The following is a 25,344-nucleotide window of genomic DNA, read 5'->3' on the forward strand; positions in this document are numbered from 1 at the left end:
GATGAAGATCAGCCTTGGCCCGCTGCAGTACTTCTGGCCGCGCGAGCGCACGCTGGCGTTCTATCGCGAGGCGATCCACTGGCCGCTGGACGTGGTCTACCTGGGCGAGACCGTGTGCAGCAAACGCCGCGAACTGCGCACTGCCGACTGGCTGGCGCTCGCCGAGGAGCTGGCCGCTTCCGGCAAGCAGATCGTGCTGTCGACGCTGGCGCTGATCGAGGCCGAGTCGGAACTGGGCGTGCTTGACCGCCAGGTGTCGCACGGCGGCTTCTGGATAGAGGCCAACGACCTGTCCGCGGTGCAACTGTGCCGGGAGAAGGGCCGGCCGTTCGTGGCCGGGCCTTCGCTCAACGTCTACAACCATCGCGCGCTGGCGATGCTGGCCGAGGACGGCATGCGCCGCTGGGTGCCCGGCGTCGAGCAGGGGCGCACGCTGATCGGCGAACTCAAGCAGGCCTTCGTCGCCGCCGGCGGCGCGATGCCGGAACTGGAAGTGACCGCCTGGGGCCGGTTGCCGCTGTCGTACTCGGCGCGCTGCTTCACCGCGCGCGCGCTGGACGTGCCCAAGGACCAGTGCGGCTTCCGCTGCATCGACCATCCCGACGGCATGCCGCTGGCCACCCGCGAGGGCCGTCCGTTCCTGCGCATCAACGGCATCTCGGTGCAGGGCGAGGAAACCACCGACCTTGGGCCCGAACTGCCGGAGCTGCGCACGCTGGGCGTGGACATCCTGCGCCTGTATCCGCAGGCCGAAGGCATGGAAGCGGTGGTGCGGCATTTCGACGAGGCACGCACCAGTGCGACGGTGCCGCCGCGGCTGGGCCAGCGCAACGGCTACTGGCACGGCGAGCCGGGCATGCGCATGCAGGCCTGAGCGGGCACCCGCGGTCGCGTTGCCGCACCGCGGTGCGGAAATGCGGCCCACAGGCCGCGCCTACCGGCCTGAATGGGCAGTGTTCCGGCCATGAGTGCGCGCGGATCTGGAATGCGGGGGCGCGATGGTCGCGTCAGCCAACCCGGCCGCCACTGCATGCGTGGTTCGGTCCCGCTGCCGCCAGCCATGGGCAGCCGGCATGCCGCGACGGGTTCAGTCGGCCAGGAAGTGCGCGCCCAGGCTCTGCGTGCGGCGCAGCGCCGCCGCCAGCAGCGTGCGCGCCAGTTCGCCCTGCCACCCGTCCGCTGCCTGGTACTGGCGCAGGGCGGCCTGCAGGGCCTTGCCGCTGCGCACCGGCCCCATGGCCTGCATCATCGTTTCGCGCAGGCCGGCAATGCGTATGGCATCGAGCGATGGGCCGCGCCGCACCAGCGTGCATCCGCCGTGCCTTGCGCCGGTGCCCGGCAGTGCACCCAGCAGCGTCCCCAGCCTGCGGCCGAAGACCACGCCTTCCAGCAGGGAGTTGCTGGCCAGGCGGTTGGCCCCGTGCACGCCGTTGCAGGCTGCTTCGCCCACCGCGTACAGGCCGGGCAGCGAGCTGCGGCCATCGGTATCGACGGCGATGCCGCCCATGTGGAAATGCGCGGCCGGCGTTACCGGGATCGGCTGCAGGCGCGGGTCGATGTCGTGCTGCATGCAGGCTGCGAACACCGTGGGGAAGCGCGCGGGAAAAGTCGTGCCGATGCCGCGCGCATCCAGCCATGCGCCGCCCTCGCGGCAGGCCTGCCAGACCTGCCGCGCGACGACATCGCGCGGCGCCAGATCGGCCAGCGGATGCACGCCGTCCATCAATGGCCGGCCTTCGGCGTCGAGCAGCCGCGCGCCGGCGCCGCGCAGCGCCTCGGTGACCAGCGGCAGGCTGTGCAGCCCGGGCACGGCAAGCGCGGTGGGATGGAACTGCACGAACTCCAGGTCGCGCAGCGCGGCGCCCGCGGCCAGGGCCAGCGCCAGCCCGTTGCCGTCGGCATCGGCCGGGTTGCTGGTCCGGGCGAACAGCCCGCCGATGCCGCCGGTGGCGAGCACCACCGCGCACCCGTGGATCCGCTCGGCATGGCTAAAGGCATCGAGCGCATGGACGCCACAGGCGTGGCCATCGCGCAGCAGCAGGCCGGTGACATCCAGGCCCGCGCAGCGATGGATGTGCGGCGCGCGGCGCGCGGCCGTGACCAGGGCCTGCATCACTTTCGCGCCGGTGGCATCGCCGCCTGCATGGACGATGCGCGCGCGGTCATGGCCACCCTCGCGGCCGAGCTGCAGCGCACCCCCGGGGTCGCGGTCGAAGGCGACGCCCTGGTGCTGCAGCCATTCGACCGCGGCCACCGCGTCGCCGGTCAGCCGCTCGACCGCGGCAAGGTCGTTGTGCTGGCTGCCGGCCACGCAGGTGTCGTGCGCATGGGCCTGTGCGGTGTCGCCATCGCCGACCGGCGCGGCGATGCCGCCCTGCGCCAGCGTGCTGGCCACATCATTGCCTTCACGCGCACGGGTGAGCAGCAGTACCGGCGTTGGCGCGGCGGCCAGCGCCGTCGCCAGCCCGGCGATGCCCCCGCCGACGATGAGGATGGGCGCGTTCACACCGCGTCGCGACGGCCCACCGCCAACATGCGCTGCAGTGCCGTGCGCGCGCGCCGGGCGATGTCGTCCGGCACCATGACCTCGTGGCGCAGCTCGCGCAGGCAGGCATGGATGTTGGGCAGGGTGATCCGCTTCATGTGCGGGCACAGGTTGCAGGGCTTGATGAACTCGACCTGCGGGAACTGGTTGCGCAGGTTGTCGGCCATCGAGCACTCGGTGATCATCGCCACCCGCGCCGGCTTTTCCTGCGCCAGCCAGCGTCCCATCGCGCTGGTCGAGCCGACGAAATCGGCTTCGGCCAGCACGTCCGGCGGGCATTCCGGGTGCGCCACGATCTTCGCGTCGAAGCGCTCGCGGGTGTGCCGGGCTTCGATCGCGGTGAACTTCTCGTGCACCTCGCACTGGCCGTTCCACAGCACCAGTTCGACACCGGTCTGCTGTGCGACCCAGGCGCCGAGGTAGCGGTCGGGCAGGAAGATCACCTTGCCGGTGCCGAACTCGGCGGCAATGGCTTCGACCACCTGCGCCGCGTTGGCCGAGGTGCAGCAGGCGTCGGATTCGGCCTTCACCGCCGCGCTGGTGTTGACGTAGCTCACCACCGGTATGCCCGGATGCTGCGCGCGCAGGGCGCGCACGTCGTCGGCGGTGATCGAGGCGGCCAGCGAGCAGCCGGCGTCCGGGTCGGGGATCAGCACGGTCTTGCCCGGGGCCAGGATCTTGGCGCTTTCGGCCATGAAGTGGACGCCGCACAGCACGATCAGCCCGCTGTCGCAGTCGGCCGCCGCCTGCGCCAGCGCCAGCGAATCGCCGGTGACGTCGGCCACGCCGTGGAAGATCTCGGGCGACTGGTAACTGTGCGCCATGATCACCGCGCCGCGCTGGCGCTTGAGTTCGCCGATGGCGTCGATCCAGGGCAGGTGCAGCGGAACCTCCAGGCACGGGATCAGCCGTTCCAGGGTGTCGACCAGCGGTGCGTAGCGCACTTCGAGCTCGGGGTGCCAGGCGGGCGTGGTGGAGGCGTTCATGCGGTACCGGGATGGGAGGGAGGGCTCCCGCGCGGTGCCGGCGCGGGCATCGGAGGCGCGCCGCTGCTCAGGCCCGTGCCTGGTGCGCGCTGCGTGCCGCGCGGGCCAGGCGTGCGCCGCGGTTGAGCGCGATGCGCAACCCCAGCGGCACGCTTTCCCACGGCAGCCGGTCCAGCAGGTTGCGTGCGGTCAGGCCCAGCTCGACGTCGCCGGTGAGCACCAGTCGCCGCTGGAAGAACAGGGTGTCGGCGTCTTCCAGCCGCCCGGCCAGCAGCAGCAGGTCGGTGGCGCTGCCGCGCACGGTGGCTTCGGCAGCGGCGTCGACCGCTGCCAGGCGCTGGCCCTGCAGCTCCACCACCCAGCGCAGGCCAAGGTCGCTGACCTCGATGCCCAGCCGGCGGCCGGCCATGAAATCCAGCGTGCCGTCGCGCAGCGGCGCGGCCAGTACCCGGGCCATCGCCCGTTCCAGCAGGCGCTTGTGCACCGGCGGCGGCATCACCCGCAGCAGCGGGGCGATGCGGCGGGGCGGCGGCAGCAGCCGCAGCAGGGTCTGCGCCGGTGTCGGCGGGTAAGCGTCATGGGTGTGCATCATGGGGGCGATGATCGGGGCATTGCCCGCGATTGCTCCTTGATCCAGATCAGGTTCAAGCCCTTGCGTGCGGCAGGCGTCGCCGATGGCCAGTGCCAGCACGCCGCTGGCGGTCTCCGGCGGTACCCCCAGCACCGAGGCCAGGCGCTCGGCCCGATGGCGCACGCGCTGTTCGCGCGCGCCATCGCGGCCCTGGACGCCCGCATGGGCCTTGATGCGCCCGGCCAGCCGTGCCAGCCGCTTGCGCGTGGCCAGCAGCAGCACCAGCCCGTCATCCACGCCGTCGATGGCCAGCCGCACCGGTGCCAGCCCGCGTGCCTGTTCAGCCATGCGTTTTTTCCTGGTTGAGCGCCTGCACGGCCGGCAGCACCTGCGTGGCGTAGACCGCTTCGGCCTCGGTGGCATCGAAATCGGCATGCTTGAGCTTCTTCACCCCGTAATCGGACAGGACGAGGTGGGTGTCGGCGACCACGCCCGCGTTCGCCAGGCAGGCGGAAACGCAATGCAGCACGCAGCCGTCCAGGGCGAGGATGGGGCGCCGGCTGCGCGCGGTGCGTACCAGCCCGGCAACGCCGCCCCCGACCCCGGCGATGCAGGACATCTCCGCCTGGCCGGCACGGTCCAGCCGCAGTGCCAGGTGGTTGGCCATCTGCGCCGCGCTGGAGCAGCCCGAACACGAATACACCAGCGGCCGCGAGCGGCTCATGCCGCCACCCGCCGGTTGCGGGAATGCCGGCGTGCTGCCGGCCGTTGCCGCCGCGCGTTCATCGTCGCCGCGCAGGCCGGGGAGCGGAAGGACGGGCAGGAGCATCGGTCATGGCGTTGTCCCGATCGAAGGACACCCATGCTAGGCCGCGGCAGGCGCGCGGCCATTGACGCAGGTCAAACCCACCGGCTTCGGCGGGGCCGCTCAGTCGCGGTTGGGGACCTCGAAGCCGAGCTTGCCGACCTGCGCCGGGTGCTGCGGCACGCGCTTGAGCTTGTCGGTGTTGACCTCGTAGCGGTCGCGCAGGCGCAATGCCAGCTGCCGGTAAAGCGTGGCGTCCATGTCCGGCTCGCGCGCGAAGATCCACGCCATTTCGCGGCCCGGGTAGCCGATCAGCGCCCAGGAATAATCCGGCGCCACTTCCAGCACGCGGGTGTGGGTGGGCACCACCTTGTAGAACCAGGTGCGCCAGCGGCGGTTGCCGCTGTCCTCGTCCACGCGCGCGCGCAGGTCGAGCTCTTCTTCAGGCGCATTGAAGCCGTCGCGGAACTGGTAGCGGATCGACACCCGGTCGCCACCGCGCAGGGTGTAGGTGTTGACGCTGGCGACATGGCCGCGCTCGACGAAATTCGGCACCCGTCCGATCACGTACCAGCGCCCCATGAAGCGCTGCAGGTCGATCGGGCCTTCGGCGATGCCCTCGGCCTGGGGGGCGGCCGCGGTGGCGTCCTGTGCGAGGGCCGGCGCCAGCGGCAGGGTCAGGCTCAGCAACAAAGCGGACAGGAACGCGGGAATGGGTCGCATTGCGGAGTGGAGCGCCATGGTGGGTGACACAAGCATGTTCGATGGGCGGCGATGGATGCGTCAATGCCCGGTCGCAACCTCTGAGATGGATGCCCGGCAGCATGTGCCCCAACCCGTTACCGGAGCGTGTCATGACCGAGTCGTCCCGCCGCACTGCCGTCGAACATCCCGATCCGCGCGTGCTGCGCTGCGTCAGGCAGGCCGCGCTTGCGGGGCTGGCCCTGGTACTGGTGTGGCCGGCCATGCGCGGCAGCAACGCCTGGATCGGCTGGCTGCCGTTGTGGCTGCTGGGCATGCCGTTGAGTGCGTGGTGGGCGCTGTACCGGTTCCGCCTGCCCGCGGCCTGGCGCAACCGGCGCCAGCATGCGGGCGGCCGGCAGCGGCCGCAGGCGCGGCGCCTGCGCCGGGCGCGCCGAGTCGGCGCGGTGCGGGCGGCCTGACCTTCGACAGGGGAACGCGGCAGGGCGGCTGTGCTAGCGTGCGCGGCTTATGACCGCATGGAGCCATCATGTCCCGACTCACTTCCGCCTGCCTCGCCGCGGGCCTGATTTCCGCCAGCCTGTCCGGAGCCGTCATGGCTGCCGATGAAGGCAAGGACACGTATGCCTGGCTGGAGGACGTCACCGGCGACAAGCCACTGGCATGGGTAAAGGAACAGAACGCCAAGGCCGAGGCACGGCTGGCGCAGAGCCCGCAGTTCAAGGAGATGGAGGCCGGCATCCGCGCGGTGCTGGATTCGGACGCCAAGATCCCCGGCGTCGAGAAGATCGGCGATTACTACTACAACTTCTGGAAGGACAAGCAGCACGAGCGCGGCGTCTGGCGCCGCACCACGCTGGTTGAGTACCGCAAGGCCGAACCACTGTGGGAAACCGTGCTGGACCTGGACGCGCTGAACAAGGCCGAGGGCGAGAACTGGGTGTGGCATGGCGCCAACTGCCTGCGCCCGCAGTACACGCGCTGCCTGATCGCGCTGTCGCGCGGCGGTGCCGACGCCGACGTCACCCGCGAGTTCGACGTCGCCAGGAAGGAATGGATCAAGGACGGCTTCTTCCGTCCGGAGGCCAAGGGCGGGTTGGGCTGGATCGACCAGGACAACGTGTTCGTCTACACCGATTTCGGCGACGGCACGATGACCACTTCCGGCTATCCGCGCGTGGTCAAGCGCTGGAAGCGCGGCACGCCGATGTCGGCGGCCACCCCGGTGTACGAGGGCACGCCGCAGGACATGTACATCGCGGCGATGCATGACGACACCCCGGGCTTCGAGCGCGACTTCGTCAGCCGCACCATCGCCTTCTACAACAACGAGCTGTTCCTGATCGGCGCCGACGGCGCGCTGACCAAGGTCGACGCGCCCAATTCGGCCGAGAAGGGCGTGCGCCGCGAGTGGCTGACGCTGGAACTGCGCGAGCCGTGGACCGTGGGCGGCAAGACCTACGCCGCCGGCTCGCTGCTGGCGACGAAGTTCGACGACTTCATGGCCGGCAAGCGCGAGTTCGACGTGCTGTTCGCACCGACCGACACCACCTCGCTGGCCGGCGCGGCATGGACCCGCAACCATGTCGTGCTCAACGTGCTCGATGACGTCAAGAACCGCCTGAAGGTGCTGACCCACGGCAAGGACGGCTGGAGCAGCAGCGATTTCGTCGGCGCCCCGGCCTTCGGCACCATCGGGGTCGGCGCCGTCGATCCGGACGAAAGCGACGCGGTGTGGATGACCGTCACCGACTACCTGACCCCGACCACGCTGTCGCTGGCGCAGATCGGCCAGCAGCCGGAAGTGCTCAAGACCATGCCGGCGTTCTTCGACGCCAGCGGCAAGGTGATCGAACAGCACTTCGCCACCAGCAAGGACGGCACCCGCGTGCCGTACTTCGTGGTGCACGGCAAGGACATGAAGCTGGACGGCTCCAACCCGACCCTGCTGTACGGCTACGGCGGTTTCGAGATCTCGCTGACCCCGTCCTATTCCGGTGGCATGGGCCGCGCATGGCTGGACAAGGGCGGCGTGTATGTCGTGGCCAACATCCGCGGCGGCGGCGAGTACGGCCCGCGTTGGCACCAGGCGGCGCTGAAGCAGAACCGCCACAAGGCCTATGAGGACATGGCGGCGGTGGCGCAGGACCTGGTCAGCCGCAGGATCACCAGCGCCAGGCACCTGGGCGTGCAGGGCGGCAGCAACGGCGGCCTGCTCACCGGCAACATGCTCACCCAGTATCCGGAGCTGTTCGGTGCGGTGGTGGTGCAGGTGCCGCTGCTGGACATGAAGCGTTACAGCCACCTGCTGGCCGGCGCCTCGTGGATGGCCGAGTACGGCAACCCGGACACCGCGGACTGGGAGTTCATCAAGACATTCTCGCCGTACCACCTGTTCGACCCGGCGAAGGACTACCCGCCGGTGCTGTTCACCACCTCCACCCGCGACGACCGCGTGCACCCGGGCCATGCCCGCAAGATGGCGGCCAGGATGATCGACGCCGGCAAGAACGTGACCTACTACGAGAACATCGAAGGTGGCCACGGCGGCGCAGCCAACAATGCGCAGGCTGCGCACATGTCGGCGCTGGCCTACAGCTTCCTGTGGGAGCAGCTGGGCGGGAAATGATCCGCTGCGGATGAACCGCTTCGTGCCTGGATGAAACGACGACGCCACCGCAACGGTGGCGTCGTCGTTTCCGGCGTTTCCACTGGCGGCGCGGCCTGCGCCCGTGGTGTGTGCGGCGCGGCTATGCCCCGCGCCAGCTTTCCAGCCCGCGCCGGATCCGCGTCACCGCTTCCTGCAGCCGCGCCACGTCCTGGGTATAGGCGATGCGCACGTGCTGGTGGGCGCGGTGGTGGCCGAAGTCCAGCCCCGGGGTGAACGCCACGTGCTCGGTCTCCAGGAAGTGCGCGCAGAACGCCTGTGTGTCGTCGGTGAACCCACTGACGTCGCAGTACAGGTAGAACGCGCCCTGCGGCTCCACGTCGATGCGGAAGCCGAGGCTGCGCAGCGCCGGCAGCAGGTAATCGCGGCGCTGGCGGAACTGTTCGCGGCGCTGCTCGAAGATGGCGATGGTTTCCGGCTCGAAGCAGGCCAGCGCCGCGTGCTGGGCCATCGACGGCGCGCTGATGTACAGGTTCTGCGCCAGCTTCTCGAGCTCGGGCACCGCCGCCGGTGGCGCGACCAGCCAGCCCAGGCGCCAGCCGGTCATGCCGAAATACTTGGAGAAGCTGTTCAGCACGAACGCATCGTCGTCCACCTGCAGCACGCTGGGGGCGTCGAAACCGTAGGTCAGGCCGTGGTAGATCTCGTCCACCACCAGGTTCCCGCCGCGCGCCTTGAGCGTGGCCGACAGCGCCGCCAGTTGCGCGGCATCGAGCGTGGTGCCGGTGGGATTGGCCGGCGAGGCGACCAGTGCGCCGACGCTGTCATCGTTCCAGTGCCGCTCGACCAGCGCCGGGGTCAGCTGGTAGCCGCTGTCCGGGCCAACCGGTACCAGCTGCGCGGCGCCCTCGACCAGGCGCAGGAAATGGCGGTTGCACGGATAGCCCGGGTCGGCCAGCAGCCAGTGCCGGCCCGGGTCGACCAGCAGGCTGGAGGCCAGCAGCAGCGCGCCCGATCCGCCCGGGGTCACCAGGATCCGTTCCGGGTCGATCTTCAGGCCGTAGCGGCCGCGGTAGAAGCCGGCGATGGCCTCGCGCAGCGCCGGCAGGCCGCGCGCGGCGGTGTAGCGGGTATGGCCCGCGGCGAGCGCGGCCTGGCCGGCGCGGATGATCGGTCCGGCGGTGGTGAAATCGGGTTCGCCGATCTCCAGGTGGATCACGTCGAAGCCGGCCTGCTCCAGCGCATTGGCGCGGGCCAGCAGGGACATGACGTGGAACGGGGCGATCTCGTGGCTGCGCCGGCTGTAGCCGGACGGGGTGGGGGCGGCGGTGTTCATCGCCGCCATCATAGGCCGCGGCGCGGCGGGCGGTGCCTGCGGCAAGGTCCATGGCACACTGTCGGGCATCGCCCGGGCGGCAACGTGCCCGTCCATGGAGCCCGTACCGTGAAACCCGCCCTCTGCCTGTTGGTCGCAAGCCTGATGATGAATACCGCCACCGCTTCCCCGCCCGTTCCACCCGATGCCGAAAAGCGCCCCCACCAGGTCAAGGCGCCGTTCGGCGCGGTGCGCGAGGACGTGTACTACTGGCTGCGCGACGATGAGCGCAAGGACCCGGCGATGCTGGCCTACCTCAACGCCGAGAATGCCTACACCGATGCGCTGATGGCGCCGCTCAAGCCGCTGCAGGACGCGCTCTACGCCGAGATCGTCGGCCGCATCAAGCAGGACGACGCCAGCGTGCCGTACCGCGAGCGCGGCTACTGGTATTACACCCGCTACGAGACCGGCAAGGACTACCCGGTCCACGCCCGCCGCAAGGGCGACATGCAGGCGCCGGAAGAGGTGCTGCTGGACCTGAACGCCATGGCCGAGGGCAAGGGCTACTTCGCCGTCGACGACATGGAAGTGAGCCAGGACAACCGCCTGCTGGCCTGGGCCGAGGATGACGTCGGCCGCCGCCAGTACGTGATCCGCTTCAAGGACCTCACCACCGGGCAGCTGCTGCCGGACGTGATCCAGGGGGTATCGCCGAACGTGGTGTGGGCCGACGACAACCGTACCCTGTTCTACGTCGAGAACGACCCGGAAACCCTGCTCACGGTGCGGGTCAGGAAGCACGTGCTGGGCACCCCGGCCAGCAGCGACGCGCTGGTCTACGAGGAAGACGACGACAGCTTCTACATGGGCGTGGGCCGTACCCGCGACGACCGCTACATCACCATCGGCGTGGACAGCACCGTGTCCTCGGAGCTGCGCTACGCGCCGGCCAACGACCCGGCGGCCTTCACCGTGCTGGCGCCGCGGGCGCGCGACGTGGAATACGACGCCGACCATTTCGACGGCCGCTGGGTGATCCGTACCAATGCCGACGGCGCGAAGAACTTCAAGCTGGTCACCGCGCCGGACGGTGCCACCTCGCGCGCGCAGTGGCAGGACTGGGTGAAGCACGATCCGCAGGTGCTGGTGGAAGGCTTCGAGCTGTTCGACGGCTATACCGCCATCGCCGAACGCGCCGAGGCGCTGGAACGCGTGCGCCTGTTGTTCGCCGATGGGCGCAGCGAGCTGGTCAGGGCCGATGAGCCGGCGTATTCGATGGGCCTGTCGGTCAACGCCGAGCCGGACACCGACTGGCTGCGCTACAGCTACACCTCGCTGACCACGCCGGCCACCACCTACGAACTGAACGTGAAGACCGGCGAGCGGCGCCAGCTCAAGCAGCAGCCGGTGATCGGCTACGACCCGTCGCTGTACCAGACCGAGCGTGTCTGGGTGACCGCGCGCGACGGTGCCCGGGTACCGGTGTCGCTGGTCTACAGGAAGGGCTTCAGCAAGGACGGCAGCGCCGCGCTGTACCAGTACGCCTACGGCAGCTACGGCATGTCGATGGATCCGTATTTCAACCAGAGCGTGGTCAGCCTGCTGGACCGCGGCGTGGTCTATGCCATCGCCCATATCCGCGGCGGCGAGGAAATGGGCCGCCACTGGTACGAGGACGGCAAGCTGCTGCACAAGCAGAACACCTTCAACGATTTCGTCGACGTCACCCGCGCGCTGGTGGCGCAGGGCTACGCGGCGAAGGACCGGGTGGCCGCGTCCGGTGGCAGCGCCGGCGGCCTGCTGATGGGCGCGGTCGCCAACCAGGCGCCGGGCGACTACCGGGTGATGGTGGCGCAGGTGCCGTTCGTGGACGTGGTCACCACCATGCTCGACGCCAGCATCCCGCTGACCACCAACGAGTACGACGAGTGGGGCAACCCCGAGCAGAAGCCGTACTACGACTACATGCTCGGCTACTCGCCCTACGACAACGTGCGGGCGCAGGCCTACCCGGCGCTGTTCGTGGGCACCGGCCTGTGGGATTCGCAGGTGCAGTACTGGGAGCCGGCCAAGTGGGTGGCGCGCCTGCGCGACGTCAACACCGGCACCCATCCCATCGTGTTCCGCACCAACATGGAAGCCGGCCATGGCGGCAAGTCCGGCCGCTTCCAGCGCTACCACGAACTGGCCGAGTCCTACGCGTTCGTGCTGTCGCAGCTGGACGTGGCGCACTGACGGCAGCGGTGCCCGTGCCGGAGCCGCCCATACCGCCCGGACGACGCCCGGCGCGCCTGCGCTGGGCGTGGTGGCTGCTGGCCTATGCCAGCCTCGGGGTGGGCATCGTCGGCATCTTCGTGCCGGGGTTGCCGACCACGGTGTTCGTGCTGATCGCGGCCTGGGCCGCCTCGCATGGCTCCGACCGGCTGCACCGCTGGCTGCTGTCGCATCCGCGCTTCGGCAAGGCCATCGCCGACTGGCAGGCGCATGGCGCGGTCAGTCGCCGGGGCAAGTGGATGGCCACCCTCACCATGCTGGTGTGCGCGCTGGTCATGCTGTGGTGCGTCCCGCCGGCCTGGGTGAAGTGGTTTTCGATCGGCAGCATGGCCTGCGTCTGCACCTGGCTGTGGCTGCGCCCGCTGCCGCCACCGGGATGAGGCGGCACGTGCGCTGGCGCGGCTGCATTTACCCGCGAGTGGATATACTCGGGCCATGAACAAGACGTCCCGCCTTCCGATGCTCGTTGCAGCCGCCTGTGCGCTGCTGGTCCTCACCGCCTGCGGCAACAAGGGGCCGCTGGTGATGCCGCAGAAGCCGGTGCCGGTGGAAGAGCAGGAAGTGAAACCCGCCACGCAACCCCAGGCCGACGGCCCCGCACAGGAAGCGAAGGCCGACGGCCACGACCATGAATAGGCCGGCCATGCCGCGCCTGCGTTTCACCAAGATGCATGGCGCCGGCAACGATTTCGTGGTGCTGGACCTGCGCGATGGCGCGCCGCCGCCCGACGCCGACCTTGCCGGGCGCCTGGCCGACCGCCACCGTGGCGTCGGCTGCGACCAGATCCTGACCATCGAGCCGCCGCGCACCACCGGCTCGGTTGCCGCGTACCGGATCTGGAACGCCGACGGCTCCACCTCCCAGCAGTGCGGCAACGGCGCGCGCTGCGTGGGCGCCTGGCTGGTACGCGATGGCGCGGCGCAGGGGGATGAATTCCTGATCGACAGCCCGCTGCGCACGCATGTCGTGCGGCGGCTGGACGCCGGGCATTACGCGGTGGCGATGGGCCGGCCCGAGTTCGAGCCGGCGCGGATTCCGCTGATCGGCTTCCCGCGCGCGCGCGAGGAATACGTGATGCCGCTGCAGGGCGAGAACGTGCGCTTCGGCGCGGTGTCGATGGGCAACCCGCACGCGGTGCTGGAAGTGGGCCTGATCGATGCCGCCCCGGTGGAGCGGATCGGTCCGCTGCTGCAGCAGCATGCATCGTTCCCGGAGTCGGTGAACGTCGGTTTCGCCCAGGTGCTGGGCCCCGGCCACGTGCGCCTGCGGGTGTTCGAGCGCGGCGTCGGCGAGACCCTGGCCTGTGGCAGTGGCGCCTGCGCGGCGGCGGCGGTGCTGATGCAGCGCGGCCGGTTGGCGCGCGATGCGGTGATCTCGCTGCCCGGTGGCGACCTGCGCATCCAGTGGCCGGCCGACGATGCGCAGATCGTGATGTCCGGCCCGGCGGCCTTCGTATTCGATGGAGAGTGGATGGGATGAACGAGACCCTGGAGAAAATCGGCGCCCACGAAGTCGCGGCCTGGCTGCGGCGCCATCCGACCTTCCTCAAGCAGTTCCCCGACCTGGCATTGACGCTGGTGGTGCCGCGCGACGACGGCCCGACCGCGTCGCTGGCCAGCTACCAGCTGGAAGTGCTGCGCGACAAGAATCGCGAGCTGTCGCGGCGGCTGGCCGAGCTGGGCACCAATGCGCAGGTCAACGAGCGCCTGGCGGTCCGCACCCACCAGTTGACCCTGGCGCTGATGCGCCAGGGCACTGCCGCCGACACCCTGCGCGCGATGGCCGCGTCGCTGGAAGAGGACTTCGCCGGCGACCTGGTGCGCATCGTCAGCCTGCAGCCGGTGGCGGAACTGGAGCAGGCGCCGTGGCTGCAGGTCATCGCCGCCGGTGATGCGCGGCTGGCGCCGTTCCACGACTGCCTGCAGGATGGCGAGCCGATCTGCGGCCGCCTGCAGCCGGAGAAGAACGACGTGCTGTATGGCGAGCGGGTCGGCGAGGTGATGTCCACCGCGCTGCTGCCGCTGCCGGGCGTCGGCCTGATCGCCGTCGGCAGCCACGACTCCAACCGTTTCTATCCCGGCATGGGCACGCTGTTCCTGCGCATGATGGGCGAATCGCTGGTGGTGGCGCTGCAGCGCTTCCGCGCCGGCTGAGGTGGCCGCGGCGATGGGCGCCGTCGAAGCTTTCCTGTCCTACCTGCAGGTCGAGCGGCGCATGTCCGCGCACACGCTCGATGCGTATCGGCGTGATCTGGCGGCGCTGGCGCAGTGGTGCGATGCGCAGGGGGCCGGCGAACCGCTGGCGCTGGCAACCGACCAACTGCGCGCATTCATCGCCGCCGGGCACCGCCGCGGCCTGTCGCCGCGCAGCCTGCAGCGGCGCCTGTCGGCGATCCGCAGCTTCTACGCCTGGCTGCTCAAGCGCGGGACGATCGGCAGCAGCCCGGCGGCCGGGCTGCGCGCGCCCAAGGCGCCGCGCAAGCTGCCACAGGTGCTCGATGCCGACGAGGCGGTGCGCCTGGTCGAGCTGCCGACCGACGCGCCGCTGGGCCTGCGCGACCGCGCGCTGCTGGAGCTGTTCTATTCCTCGGGCCTGCGCCTAAGCGAGCTGTGCGCGCTGCGCTGGCGCGATATCGACCTGGCCAGCGCGATGGTGCTGGTGCATGGCAAGGGCAACCGCGAGCGCACCGTGCCGGTCGGCTCGCACGCGATGGCGGCACTGCTGGCGTGGCGCAAGGACAGTGGCGGGGCCAACGACGGCCCGGTGTTCCCCGGCCGCGGCGGCGGTGCGATCAGCCAGCGCGCGGTGCAGATCCGGATCAAGCAGCTGGCGCAGCGCCAGGGGCTGTTCAAGCACGTGCATCCGCACATGCTGCGGCACAGCTTCGCCAGCCACATCCTGGAGTCGTCCGGCGACCTGCGGGGCGTGCAGGAGCTGCTTGGCCATGCCGACATCGCCACCACCCAGATCTACACCCACCTGGATTTCCAGCACCTGGCCAAGGTCTACGACGCGGCGCATCCGCGCGCCAAGCGGCGCAGCTCACCGTCGGACTGAGCGGCGGGGCCGCGCGCGGACGCAATGCCGGGTCTGGATATGGCCGGCCGGCACGCCATCGCGGCGGCATCCTGCGTGCCTGTCCCGCTTCCCGTTGACCGCCATGGCCGCCTTCGTGCTTTCCGGCATCGATCCCGCATCGCTGCAGCCCCTGTTCGATCTCGATGACGCCGGGCTGGCGGCGCGCTATGCCGTGCGCCGCATCGCCGACAGCGCGCGCGGCTTCCCCTGTCGCGTCAGCCTGCGTGACGCCGCGGTCGGCGAGGAACTGCTGCTGGTGCCGTACTGGCACCAGCCCGCGGCTTCGCCGTACCGCGCCTGCGGGCCGGTGTTCATCCGCCGCGGCGCGATGCCGGCGCGGTTGGCGGCCAACGAGGTGCCACCGTATGTCGCGCAACGGCTGGTGTCGGTGCGTGCCTACGACCACGCCGACTGCCTGGTGGCCGCCGAGGTGATGGAGGGCGTGCAGGTGGGGGCGTGGCTGGGCAGCCAGCTGGACGACCCGGGCATCGCGTATGCGCACCTGCACAGCGCCCGCCATGGCTGCTACCTGTGCCATGCCGCGCGCGCGCTCAGGTGAGATAGAACATCGCCTTTGCCAGCAGCACGATGCCGAGCATGTGGCAGAACACGCTGAGGTGGATGCGCCGGAAGCGGCGGGTGATGCGCTCGCCGTGGCCGCGCGTGGCCATCGCCACGGCGAAATGGCCGAGCACGCTCAGCGCCAGCGCGATCTTCAGCGTGAGCATCAGCGCGAAGCTGCTGGCCAGCGGCTGCGCCAGCGCCACGCGGTAATGCCAGGCCATGCCCAGGCCGCTGGCGTATAGCACCGCCAGTACCCAGGGCATCACCCGGCGCGCGCGGCGGGCAATGGCCGCCTCGATGCGCTGCCGGGTCGCCGCCGACACCCGGGACAGGGCGTTGCCGAGGATCAGCACCTCGAAGAACACCGCGCCGACGAACATCAATGCGGCGAACAGGTGGGCGATGAGCAGCAGCGGGTAGGGGATCACGGTGTTCCTCGGGTGGCCGGGCCACGTCGCCATGATCGTCCCGCCGCCGCGGGCGCTGCTTGACCTGAATCAAGCAGTGGCTGCCCGGGCGCGGATGCTTGAACCGCCCGCTGCTGCCCCCATTGTTGCCGGGACACCCCGGAGGCTCCAATGGATCCCAGCCAGAACCCGAATGTTTTCCATGCCACCACCATCTGCTGCGTGCGCCGCGGCGAGCACGTGGCGATCGCCGGCGATGGCCAGGTCACGCTGGGCCACACGGTGATGAAAGGCAATGCGCGCAAGGTGCGCCGGCTCGGCCGCGACGGCCAGGTGCTGGCCGGCTTCGCCGGTGCCGCCGCCGATGCTTTCACCCTGTTCGAGCTGTTCGAAGCCAAGCTGGAAAAGCACGGCCAGCTGACCCGTGCGGCGGTGGAGCTGGCCAAGGACTGGCGCACCGAGCGCCGCCTGGGCAAGCTCGAGGCGCTGCTGGCCGTGGCCGACAGGGAAACCTCGCTGATCATCAGCGGTACCGGCGACGTGATCGAACCGGAAGACGGCATCATCGCCATCGGCTCCGGCGGCTCCTATGCCCTGAGCGCGGCGCGCGCGCTGCTGGCGCATACCCAGATGGACGCGCGCGCGGTGGCCACCGAGGCGATCAGCATCGCCGGCGGCATCTGCATCTATACCAATACCAACGTGGTGGTCGAAGAACTCTGAGGCACGTGCCGCATGCACCCGTGAAGCCGGTGGGGCCGATGCGCGGCATCCCCGCGCTCATCGGTTCCGGCGTTCCGTGCAGCCCGCGACTCCCGCCACCCCCGGCGCCATCGTTTCCCAGGTAAAGCCATGAACCACAAGATCGAAGTGTCCTCCGCCACCATGACCCCGCGCGAGATCGTGCAGGAGCTTGACCGCCACATCGTCGGCCAGCACGACGCCAAGCGCGCGGTCGCCATCGCCCTGCGCAACCGCTGGCGCCGCATGCAGCTGCCGGCCGAGCTGCGCAACGAGGTGATGCCCAAGAACATCCTGATGATCGGCCCCACCGGCGTCGGCAAGACCGAGATCGCCCGGCGCCTGGCCACGCTGGCCAATGCGCCGTTCGTGAAGGTCGAGGCCACGCGCTTCACCGAGGTCGGCTACGTCGGCAAGGACGTTGAGCAGATCATCCGCGACCTGGCCGACACGGCGGTCAAGCTGTACCGCGAGCAGGCCAAGGTGCGGGTGCGCACCCAGGCTGAGGAAAAGGCCGAGGACCGCATCCTCGACGCGCTGCTGCCGCGCCGCAGCGTCGGCATCGGCTTCGATCCGGAGGCCGCGCGCAACGAGCCGTCGGCATCCGACGGCGAGACCCGCATCAAGTTCCGGCGCATGCTGCGCAACGGCGAGCTGGACGAGCGCGAGATCGAACTGGAGATGTCCGCCAGCGTCAGCATGGACATCATGACCCCGCCGGGCATGGAGGAAATGGGCCAGCAGCTGCGCTCGATGTTCGCCAACCTCGGCAACGCCAAGTCGAACAAGCGCACCCTGACCATCAAGGCCGCGCGCCCGCTGCTGGTGGAAGAGGAGGCCGGCAAGCTGGTCAACGAGGACGACATCCGCGGCGCGGCCATCGAGGCCTGCGAGCAGCACGGCATCGTGTTCATCGACGAGATCGACAAGGTCGCCAAGCGCGGTGATTCGAACGCGTCCGGTGGCGACGTCTCGCGCGAAGGCGTGCAGCGCGACCTGCTGCCGCTGGTGGAAGGCTCCAACGTGTCCACCAAATACGGCACGGTCAAGACCGACCACATCCTGTTCATCGCCTCCGGCGCGTTCCACCTGGCCAAGCCCAGCGACCTGATCCCGGAACTGCAGGGCCGTTTCCCGATCCGCGTGGAGCTGGGTGCGCTGAGCAAGAACGACTTCGTGCGCATCCTCACCGAGCCGAAGGCGGCGCTGACCAAGCAGTACGAGGCGCTGCTGGCCACCGAGGGCGTCAAGGTGAGCTTCACCGGCGACGCCATCGAGCGCCTGGCCGAGATCGCCTTCCAGGTCAACGAGCGCCAGGAGAACATCGGTGCCCGTCGCCTGCACACGGTGCTGGAACGGCTGCTGGACACGCTCAGCTACGAGGCGCCGGATCGCGACGGCGAGACCCTCGCCATCGACACCGCTTACGTCGACAGGCACCTGGGCGAACTGGTGCAGGACCCGGACCTGAGCCGCTACATCCTGTAAGCAGGCCGCAATTGCGACAACGGCGCCCCGAGGGCGCCGTTGTCGTTGGTGCCGGTGGCGCGGGATCAGGCGTCCCAGCCGGCGCTGTCGGCCTGGGCCGGGAACACGCCCGGCTGGAACACCCCGTCGCGGACGTAGGCCAGCAGCACCACGTCCATCACCATCAGCCCGTCGCGTTCCAGGTCGTACTGCTCCGGCTGCGCCATGGCGTTGTACAGCGCGCCGGTCAGGCTGATGTGCAGCATGCGGCTGGCGGCGGCGGGATCGACGCCCGGGCGCAGCTGCCCCAGCTCGCGCGCGCGTTCCAGGGTGCGGGTGACCATGTCCAGCTCCTCCTGCGAGTTCTGGCGCTGCATCGCCTGGACGCTCAGGCTTTCGCTGGACTGCTCGCTGCGCAACAGGATCTCCATCAGGCTGCGCTGGCGCGGGTCGCCGACCAGCTCGGCGAGCGAGACGCGGATGACCTCGCGCAGGTCCAGGATCGGGGTCTGCCGCTGCGGCGCGTAGGTGCGCTGCAGGCGCTGCACGAACGGCATGCGGTCGCGCTCGATCATCGCCTCCAGCACTTCGGTCTTGTTCTTGAAGTGCCAGTACACCGCGCCGCGGGTATAGCCGGCGCGGGTGGCGATCATCGCCAGCGTGGTACCGACCACCCCATGTTCGTGGAAACAGGCGATCGCCGCGTCGAGGATGCCCTCGCGGGTCGCCTGCGCGTCCTCTTTGCTCTTACGCGCCATCGCACTGCCGTTGCTCACAGCTGACATGAAACATGTCTGAATTCTACCAATTTACAAACAGACGTGCATGTATGTATTCTTCCGCGCTCTTTTCCCGTCGTCCGATCACGGCCGCGTGCGCAGGTTCGCCCCGCGCACCGTCGCGGGTGGCCGCCCTCCGGGGCGGGCCGTCCCGGTCGGGTGGCTTCCTTACCTACTGCCGAGTCTCCCCGCCATGAATCGATCGATTCTCCGTCCCGCCCTCCTGTCGCTGCTGGTTGCCGCCGCGCTGGCCGCCTGTGGCGGGCAGCCGCCGCAGCAGGGCGGTGGTCCCGGCCAGGTCACCGTCGTCACCCTGAAGGCCGGGCCGCTCACCCTGACCCGTGAACTGGCCGGCCGTGCCACCGGCTACCAGGTCGCCGAGGTGCGCCCGCAGGTCAGCGGCATCGTCGCCAAGCGCCTGTTCACCGAAGGCAGCGTGGTCAAGCAGGGTCAGCCGCTGTACCAGCTCGACGACGCCGCCTACCGCGCCCAGGCCAACAGTGCCCGCGCCCAGCTGGCACGGGCCGAGGCCAGCGCCAACGCCGCGCGCCTGGCCGCGCGCCGCAGCAGCGAGCTGGTCAAGAGCAGGGTCATCAGCGTGCAGGACGACGAGAACGCGCAGGCCGCCTGGAAGCAGGCCGAGGCCGACGTCGGCGCCGCCCGCGCCGCGCTGGACGCGGCCAACGTGACCCTGGGCTACGCCCGCATCACCGCGCCGATCAGCGGCCAGATCGGCAAGTCCAGCGTCACCCAGGGCGCGCTGGTCAGCGCCGGCCAGGCCGAAGCGCTGGCCACGATCAACCAGCTGGACCCGATCTACATCGACGTCAGCCAGTCCTCGGCCGAGCTGCTGCAGCTGCGCCGCGAGCTGGCTGCCGGGCGCCTGCAGGGCGCTTCCGAGCTGCCGGTGGACATCGTGCTCGAAGACGGCAGCACCTACGCGCACAAGGGCACGCTGGAGTTCTCCGAGGTCAGCGTCGACCCCAGCACCGGCAGCTATGGCCTGCGCGTGCGGGTGGACAACCCCGACCAGGTGCTGATGCCGGGCATGTTCGTGCGCGCGGTGCTGGGCAGCGGCGTGCGCCAGGACGCGTTGCTGGTGCCGATGCAGGGCATTGCCCGCGATCCCCGCGGCAACACCAGCGCGATGGTGGTCGACGCCGAGGGCAAGGTCGCGCAGCGCGCGGTCACCGTCAGCCGCGCCATCGGCGATGCGTGGCTGGTCGAGGACGGCCTGAAGGCCGGCGACAAGGTCATCGTCGAGGGCCTGCAGAAGATCGCCCCGGGCATGCCGGTGCAGGCCACCGAGAAGGGCGCCGCGCCCGCCAAGCCCGCCGCGCCGTCCGCGCCGGCCGCCAAGCAGTAAGCGGAGACGCACATGGCTCGCTTCTTCATCGACCGGCCCATCTTCGCGTGGGTCATCGCCATCATCATCATGCTCGCCGGCGCGCTGGCGATGCTCAAGCTGCCGATTTCGATGTACCCGGAGGTCGCACCGCCGGCGGTATCGATCTCGGCCAACTACCCGGGTGCCTCGGCCAAGGTGGTCGAGGACTCGGTGACGCAGATCATCGAGCAGAACATGAAGGGCCTGGACGGGTTGATCTACTTCTCGTCCAACAGCTCTTCCAACGGCCAGACGAGCATCACCCTGACCTTCGAGAGCGGCACCAACCCGGACATCGCCCAGGTGCAGGTGCAGAACAAGCTGCAGCTGGCCATGCCGCTGCTGCCGCAGGAAGTGCAGCGGCAGGGCATCAACGTCGCCAAGTCCAGCTCGGGCTTCCTCAACGTCATCGGCTTCGTGTCCGAGGACGGCAGCATGGACGAGCACGACATCTCCGACTACGTCGGTTCCAACGTGATCGACCCGCTCAGCCGCGTGCCGGGCGTGGGCTCGATCCAGGTGTTCGGCGGCAAGTACGCCATGCGCATCTGGCTGGATCCGAACAAGCTGCAGACCTACCGGGTCTCGGTGGACGAGGTGACCGCGGCGGTGCGCGCGCAGAACGCGCAGGTGGCCGTGGGCCAGCTGGGCGGTGCGCCGGCGGTGAAGGGCCAGCAGCTCAACGCCACCATCAACGCGCAGGACCGGCTGCAGACCCCGCAGCAGTTCCGCGACATCGTGCTGCGCACCGAGGCCGATGGCTCGACGCTGAAGCTGGGTGACGTGGCGCGCGTGGAGCTGGGCGCGGAAACCTATGACTTCGTCACCCGGTACAACGGCAAGCCGGCCTCGGGCCTGGCCGTCACCCTGGCCACCGGCGCCAACGCGCTGGCCACCGCCGAGGGCGTGCGCAAGACCCTGGACGAGTTGGCGGCCAACTACCCGCACGGGCTCAAGGCGGTGATCCCGTACGACACCACGCCGTTCGTGAAGGTGTCGATCAAGGGCGTGGTCAAGACCCTGCTCGAGGCGATCGTGCTGGTGTTCCTGGTGATGTACCTGTTCCTGCAGAACTTCCGCGCCACGCTGATCCCGACGATCGCGGTGCCGGTGGTGCTGCTGGGTACCTTCGGCGTGCTGGCCGCGCTGGGCTTCTCGATCAACATGCTGACCATGTTCGCCATGGTGCTGGCGATCGGCCTGCTGGTGGACGACGCCATCGTGGTGGTGGAGAACGTCGAGCGCATCATGTCCGAGGAAGGGCTGTCGCCGCTGGAGGCCACGCGCAAGTCGATGGGCCAGATCACCGGCGCGCTGGTCGGCATCGGCCTGGTGCTGTCGGCGGTGTTCGTGCCGATGGCGTTCATGAGCGGCTCCACCGGCGTGATCTACCGCCAGTTCTCGGCGACCATCGTCTCGGCGATGGCGCTGTCGGTGCTGGTGGCGATCGTGCTGACCCCGGCGCTGTGCGCGACCATGCTCAAGCCGCTGAAGAAGGGCGAGCACCACGTCGCCCACCGCGGCCTGGCCGGGCGCTTCTTCAATGGCTTCAACAACGGCTTCGACCGCACCAGCAGCACCTACCAGCGCGGCGTGCGCGGCATCCTGGCGCGGCCGTGGCGCTTCATGGCGGTGTTCGCGGCGCTGGCGGTGGCCATGGGCGTGCTGTTCATGCGCCTGCCCAGCTCGTTCCTGCCCAACGAGGACCAGGGCATCCTGATGGCGCTGGTGCAGGCCCCGGTGGGCGCCACCCAGGAGCGCACCCTGGAGTCGATCTACAAGCTGGAGGACCACTTCCTGCAGAACGAGAAGGACGCCGTGGAATCGGTGTTCTCGGTGCAGGGCTTCAGCTTCTCCGGCATGGGCCAGAACTCGGGCATGGCCTTCGTCAAGCTCAAGGACTGGCACGAGCGCACCCCCGACCAGGGCGTGGGCCCGATCACCGGGCGCGCGATGGCCGCGCTGGGGCAGATCAAGGACGCGTTCATCTTCGCCTTCCCGCCGCCGGCGATGCCGGAGCTGGGCACCGCCTCGGGCTATACCTTCTTCCTGAAGGACAACACCGGGCAGGGCCACGATGCGCTGGTCAACGCGCGCAACCAGCTGCTGGGCATGGCCGGCAACAGCGACAAGCTGGCCAACGTCCGTCCCAACGGCCTGGACGATACCCCGCAGCTGCGGCTGGACATCGACGTGGCCAAGGCCGGCGCGCACGGGCTGTCGCTGGATGCGATCAACAGCACCCTGGCCACCGCATGGGGCTCGAGCTACGTCGATGACTTCATCGACCGCGGCCGGGTCAAGCGCGTGTACATGCAGGCCGACGACGGGTTCCGCATGAACCCGGAGGACTTCAACCTGTGGACGGTGAAGAACAGCGCCGGGCAGATGGTGCCGTTCTCGGCCTTCGCCAGCCAGCGCTGGGACTACGGTTCGCCGCGCCTGGAGCGCTACAACGGCGTTTCGGCGCTGGAGATCCAGGGCGAGGCGGCGCCGGGCGTGGCCTCGGGCGACGCCATGGCCGAGGTGGAGAAGCTGGCCAGCCAGTTGCCGCCGGGGTTCAGCATCGAATGGACCGCGGTGTCCTACCAGGAGCGCGAGGCCGGTTCGCAGACGCCGCTGCTGTACACCCTGTCGCTGCTGATCGTGTTCCTGTGCCTGGCCGCGCTGTACGAAAGCTGGAGCGTGCCGACCGCGGTGCTGCTGGTGGCGCCGCTGGGCATCCTCGGCGCGGTGCTGGCCAACACCTTCCGCGGCATGGAACGCGACGTCTACTTCCAGGTGGCGATGCTGACCACAGTGGGCCTGACCTCGAAGAACGCGATCCTGATCGTCGAGTTCGCCAAGGAGCACCTGGAGAAGGGCGCGGGCGTGATCGAGGCGACGATGCATGCGGTACGCGACCGCCTGCGCCCGATCGTGATGACCTCGCTGGCGTTCGGCCTGGGCGTGCTGCCGCTGGCCATCGCCTCGGGCGCCGGTTCCGGTGCGCAGCGCGCCATCGGCACCGGCGTGCTGGGCGGCATGATCGCCGGCACGGTGCTCGGCCTGTTCTTCATCCCGCTGTTCTTCGTGGTGGTGCAGCGCCTGTTCAATCGCCGCCGTCTGGCCGCGAATGGGGAACCGCCGCAGGCGTGACCCCTGTGCCGCGGGGGCCGGCGTGGCGCCGGCCGCCCCGCCAGCATGGCGACGCCGGGGCATGCCCCAGCGTCGTCGTCATGTGCCCTGGCGGTCAGCCCGGGCGGACCGCCGCATCCACCAGCTGCGCCTCCTCCACCGCACCCAGGCGCTGGGCGAAGGCGGCCATGCGGTTGCACAGTTCGGCGCGGTGTTCTGGGAAGGCCTCGGCCAGCTCGTTCTGGATCTGCTGGTAGGCGTCCCAGAAGGCGGCGGAGCGGCGATGGCGGGCGTAGTGGGCGCGCAGGCGTTCTCCGGCCTGGCGCAGCGAGTCCCGATGGCGTCCGTGTACGGGCGAAAATTGCATCGCGTCACCTTGATGGCAGTGCCCCCTGCACGACCGAGCATAGCCGGTGCCGATGACACCGGGGTGGCGGCGCGATGGCGGAATCGCGCGGATGTGGAGCGCGTCACATCCGGTGGCAGCGCGCCGGGCCTATTCGCCGATGTCCTCGTTCCAGACTTCCGGATTGCCGGCGATGAAGCCGCGCATCATCTCGATGCAGCCGGCATCGTTCAGGTCGATGACCCTGACCCCGTTCTCGCGCAGCCAGTCGATGCCGCCGGCGAAGGTGACCGATTCGCCGACCACGACGGTGCCGATGTTGAACTGGCGCACCAGCCCGGAGCAGTACCAGCACGGGGCCAGGGTGGTGACCATGATGGTGTCGCGGTAGCCGCGCTGGCGGCCGGCCTTGCGGAAGGCGTCGGTTTCGCCGTGGATGGAGGGGTCGCCCTCCTGCACCCGGCGGTTGTGGCCGCAGCCGAGCAGGCGGCCGTCGTTGTGGTACAGCGCCGCGCCGATCGGGATGCCGCCCTCGGCCAGGCCCTGGCGGGCCTCGGCGATGGCGGTGTCGAGCAGGGCGCGGTAGTCGGGCGTGGCGATCATCGGGGCGGGCATCCGTCGGGTGGCCGGCCATGATAACGGCCCGTTCCCGGGCCCCGGCACGCCGCCGCCGCGGGAGTGCGATAATCGGGCGCATGAGCGAATCCCCCTACAAGAGCGGCACCACCCACTTCGGCTTCCGCGACGTGCCGGCCAAGGACAAGCAGAAGCTTGTCGGCCAGGTGTTCACGTCGGTGGCCGACAACTACGACCTGATGAACGACCTGATGAGCCTGGGCATCCATCGGTTGTGGAAGCGTTACTTCGTGGCCACCGCCCAGGTGAAGCCGGGCGACCGCGTGCTCGACCTGGCCGGCGGCACCGGCGACATCGCCGTGCTGCTCAAGGAGCGGCTGGGCGCCGAAGGCAGCGTGGTGCTGGGCGACATCAACGCCGGCATGCTGTCGGTGGGCCGCGACCGCCTGACCAACCGCGGCCACGTGTCCGGCTTCGAGTGGGTGCAGCTCAACGCCGAGGCGCTGCCGTTCCCGGACCAGAGCTTCGACCTGGTGACCATTTCCTTCGGCCTGCGCAACGTCACCGACAAGGACGCCGCGCTGCGCGAGATGTACCGCGTGCTAAAGGTCGGCGGCCAGGCCCGCGTGCTGGAGTTCTCCGAGGTCACCGCCGACTGGTTCAAGCCGATCTACGACTTCCATTCGTTCAAGGTGCTGCCGCGGCTCGGCAAGCTGTTCGCGCGCGGCGACGGCGACAGCTACCAGTACCTGGCCGAGAGCATCCGCAAGCATCCGCCGCAGGAAGAGCTCAAGGCGATGATGGCCGAGGCCGGCTTCGCCCGCTGCCATTACAAGAACCTCAGCGGCGGCATCGTCGCCATCCACTCCGGCTACAAGATCTAGGCATGGGGGAGGGGCCGGGTACCGGGGACGGGCGCTGCCCGGGTCCGCGTTCCCGCCTTCTTCCGCGCCTCGCCTGCTGCACCCACTCCTTCGCTGCAAAGGTAATCCCATGCGTTCACCCTTCCTGATGCTGCCCCTGGCCGTCGCGCTCGCCGCCGTGAACACCGTCAGCCGCAGCCACGATGAAA

25 protein-coding genes are annotated in these 25,344 nt (G+C 69.7%); 15 read left to right on the forward strand and 10 right to left on the reverse strand.

Annotated elements, in window-relative coordinates:
* Position 1 precedes the first annotated feature (1 nt).
* Positions 2-874: a U32 family peptidase gene (locus tag ABB33_RS01590; protein WP_056930898.1), complete on the forward strand. Its 873-nt coding sequence runs from the start codon at positions 2-4 to the stop codon at positions 872-874.
* Between the two features lie 213 nt (positions 875-1,087).
* Here the strand turns inward: ABB33_RS01590 and ABB33_RS01595 are convergent, their stop codons facing one another.
* The 5 genes from ABB33_RS01595 to ABB33_RS01615 form a co-directional block, all read right to left on the reverse strand.
* Positions 1,088-2,506: an L-aspartate oxidase gene (locus ABB33_RS01595; protein WP_056930899.1), complete on the reverse strand. Its 1,419-nt coding sequence runs from the start codon at positions 2,504-2,506 to the stop codon at positions 1,088-1,090.
* On the reverse strand, positions 2,503-3,531 hold the full coding sequence (gene nadA, locus ABB33_RS01600) for a quinolinate synthase NadA (protein ID WP_056930900.1): 1,029 nt from the start codon (positions 3,529-3,531) through the stop codon (positions 2,503-2,505). Before nadA ends, ABB33_RS01595 begins: the two co-directional genes overlap by 4 nt.
* A 67-nt stretch (positions 3,532-3,598) precedes the next feature.
* Positions 3,599-4,450, reverse strand: coding sequence for a ubiquinone anaerobic biosynthesis accessory factor UbiT (ubiT, locus tag ABB33_RS01605; RefSeq protein WP_054662820.1), 852 nt, complete (start codon positions 4,448-4,450; stop codon positions 3,599-3,601).
* Positions 4,443-4,931 (reverse strand): putative zinc-binding protein, encoded by a 489-nt coding sequence (locus ABB33_RS01610; protein WP_269150100.1) that lies wholly within the window; start codon positions 4,929-4,931, stop codon positions 4,443-4,445. Before ABB33_RS01610 ends, ubiT begins: the two co-directional genes overlap by 8 nt.
* Positions 4,932-5,030: 99 nt before the next feature.
* Positions 5,031-5,630: a lipocalin family protein gene (locus ABB33_RS01615; protein WP_056930901.1), complete on the reverse strand. Its 600-nt coding sequence runs from the start codon at positions 5,628-5,630 to the stop codon at positions 5,031-5,033.
* Between the two features lie 131 nt (positions 5,631-5,761).
* Between ABB33_RS01615 and ABB33_RS01620 the strand changes: the two genes are divergently transcribed.
* Together ABB33_RS01620 and ABB33_RS01625 are read left to right on the forward strand one after the other, a co-directional pair.
* On the forward strand, positions 5,762-6,070 hold the full coding sequence (locus ABB33_RS01620; RefSeq protein WP_054662827.1) for a hypothetical protein: 309 nt from the start codon (positions 5,762-5,764) through the stop codon (positions 6,068-6,070).
* A 68-nt stretch (positions 6,071-6,138) separates the two neighbouring features.
* A complete protein-coding gene (locus ABB33_RS01625; RefSeq protein WP_056930902.1) occupies positions 6,139-8,238 on the forward strand; it encodes a prolyl oligopeptidase family serine peptidase in 2,100 nt (699 codons plus the stop codon).
* 121 nt (positions 8,239-8,359) lie between these two features.
* On the opposite strand, the gene ABB33_RS01630 is transcribed toward ABB33_RS01625, so the two are convergent.
* Entirely contained in the window at positions 8,360-9,553 is a 1,194-nt protein-coding gene (locus ABB33_RS01630; protein ID WP_192301417.1) for a pyridoxal phosphate-dependent aminotransferase, read from the reverse strand.
* Between the two features lie 108 nt (positions 9,554-9,661).
* Between ABB33_RS01630 and ABB33_RS01635 the strand changes: the two genes are divergently transcribed.
* The 7 genes from ABB33_RS01635 to ABB33_RS01665 all read left to right on the forward strand — a co-directional run bounded on the left by ABB33_RS01635 (position 9,662) and on the right by ABB33_RS01665 (position 15,447).
* Complete coding sequence (locus ABB33_RS01635) at positions 9,662-11,770, forward strand: S9 family peptidase (RefSeq protein WP_056930903.1); 2,109 nt, start codon at positions 9,662-9,664, stop codon at positions 11,768-11,770.
* An 8-nt stretch (positions 11,771-11,778) separates the two neighbouring features.
* Positions 11,779-12,189, forward strand: coding sequence for a YbaN family protein (locus ABB33_RS01640; RefSeq protein WP_380611234.1), 411 nt, complete (start codon positions 11,779-11,781; stop codon positions 12,187-12,189).
* A 55-nt stretch (positions 12,190-12,244) separates the two neighbouring features.
* Positions 12,245-12,445 (forward strand): LPS translocon maturation chaperone LptM, encoded by a 201-nt coding sequence (gene lptM / locus ABB33_RS01645; protein ID WP_054662835.1) that lies wholly within the window; start codon positions 12,245-12,247, stop codon positions 12,443-12,445.
* Between the two features lie 7 nt (positions 12,446-12,452).
* Complete coding sequence (gene dapF / locus ABB33_RS01650) at positions 12,453-13,289, forward strand: diaminopimelate epimerase (protein ID WP_380611232.1); 837 nt, start codon at positions 12,453-12,455, stop codon at positions 13,287-13,289.
* Positions 13,286-13,963 (forward strand): DUF484 family protein, encoded by a 678-nt coding sequence (locus tag ABB33_RS01655; protein WP_056930905.1) that lies wholly within the window; start codon positions 13,286-13,288, stop codon positions 13,961-13,963. The genes dapF and ABB33_RS01655 overlap by 4 nt, the downstream gene beginning before the upstream one ends.
* Before the next feature lie 13 nt (positions 13,964-13,976).
* The gene (gene xerC, locus ABB33_RS01660) at positions 13,977-14,867 is read left to right on the forward strand and encodes a tyrosine recombinase XerC (protein ID WP_082594933.1); all 891 of its coding nucleotides are present in this window, start codon (positions 13,977-13,979) and stop codon (positions 14,865-14,867) included.
* Between the two features lie 103 nt (positions 14,868-14,970).
* Positions 14,971-15,447 carry a DUF1203 domain-containing protein gene (locus tag ABB33_RS01665; protein WP_054662844.1) on the forward strand — a complete coding sequence of 159 codons (477 nt, stop codon included), beginning with the start codon at positions 14,971-14,973 and terminating at the stop codon, positions 15,445-15,447.
* Here ABB33_RS01665 and ABB33_RS01670 read toward each other — a convergent pair.
* Positions 15,440-15,913: a CopD family copper resistance protein gene (locus ABB33_RS01670; protein ID WP_198421461.1), complete on the reverse strand. Its 474-nt coding sequence runs from the start codon at positions 15,911-15,913 to the stop codon at positions 15,440-15,442. The two genes, ABB33_RS01665 and ABB33_RS01670, sit on opposite strands and share 8 nt — an antisense overlap.
* A gap of 117 nt (positions 15,914-16,030) precedes the next feature.
* Here ABB33_RS01670 and hslV point away from each other — a divergent pair, with 117 nt between their 5' ends.
* Both hslV and hslU read left to right on the forward strand, forming a co-directional pair.
* Entirely contained in the window at positions 16,031-16,582 is a 552-nt protein-coding gene (hslV, locus tag ABB33_RS01675; protein WP_054662847.1) for an ATP-dependent protease subunit HslV, read from the forward strand.
* Between the two features lie 129 nt (positions 16,583-16,711).
* Positions 16,712-18,088: an ATP-dependent protease ATPase subunit HslU gene (gene hslU, locus ABB33_RS01680; protein ID WP_056930906.1), complete on the forward strand. Its 1,377-nt coding sequence runs from the start codon at positions 16,712-16,714 to the stop codon at positions 18,086-18,088.
* A gap of 65 nt (positions 18,089-18,153) precedes the next feature.
* Here hslU and ABB33_RS01685 read toward each other — a convergent pair whose 3' ends face one another.
* Positions 18,154-18,852 carry a TetR family transcriptional regulator gene (locus tag ABB33_RS01685; protein WP_269464880.1) on the reverse strand — a complete coding sequence of 233 codons (699 nt, stop codon included), beginning with the start codon at positions 18,850-18,852 and terminating at the stop codon, positions 18,154-18,156.
* 187 nt (positions 18,853-19,039) lie between these two features.
* Between ABB33_RS01685 and ABB33_RS01690 the strand changes: the two genes are divergently transcribed.
* On the forward strand, positions 19,040-20,212 hold the full coding sequence (locus ABB33_RS01690; protein WP_056930907.1) for an efflux RND transporter periplasmic adaptor subunit: 1,173 nt from the start codon (positions 19,040-19,042) through the stop codon (positions 20,210-20,212).
* 12 nt (positions 20,213-20,224) lie between these two features.
* Positions 20,225-23,371 (forward strand): multidrug efflux RND transporter permease subunit SmeE, encoded by a 3,147-nt coding sequence (smeE, locus tag ABB33_RS01695; RefSeq protein ID WP_056930908.1) that lies wholly within the window; start codon positions 20,225-20,227, stop codon positions 23,369-23,371.
* Between the two features lie 94 nt (positions 23,372-23,465).
* On the opposite strand, the gene ABB33_RS01700 is transcribed toward smeE, so the two are convergent.
* Together ABB33_RS01700 and ABB33_RS01705 are read right to left on the reverse strand one after the other, a co-directional pair.
* Positions 23,466-23,717 carry a hypothetical protein gene (locus ABB33_RS01700; RefSeq protein WP_054662860.1) on the reverse strand — a complete coding sequence of 84 codons (252 nt, stop codon included), beginning with the start codon at positions 23,715-23,717 and terminating at the stop codon, positions 23,466-23,468.
* Positions 23,718-23,846: 129 nt separating this feature from the next.
* Positions 23,847-24,299, reverse strand: coding sequence for a nucleoside deaminase (locus tag ABB33_RS01705; protein WP_054662863.1), 453 nt, complete (start codon positions 24,297-24,299; stop codon positions 23,847-23,849).
* Between the two features lie 92 nt (positions 24,300-24,391).
* On the opposite strand from ABB33_RS01705, the gene ubiE reads away from it, so the two are divergent.
* Complete coding sequence (gene ubiE / locus ABB33_RS01710; RefSeq protein WP_054662867.1) at positions 24,392-25,156, forward strand: bifunctional demethylmenaquinone methyltransferase/2-methoxy-6-polyprenyl-1,4-benzoquinol methylase UbiE; 765 nt, start codon at positions 24,392-24,394, stop codon at positions 25,154-25,156.
* Positions 25,157-25,344 lie beyond the last annotated feature (188 nt).

Origin of the sequence: Stenotrophomonas acidaminiphila (genome assembly GCF_001431595.1) — a bacterium.
GTDB classification, from domain to species: Bacteria; Pseudomonadota; Gammaproteobacteria; order Xanthomonadales; family Xanthomonadaceae; genus Stenotrophomonas; species Stenotrophomonas acidaminiphila.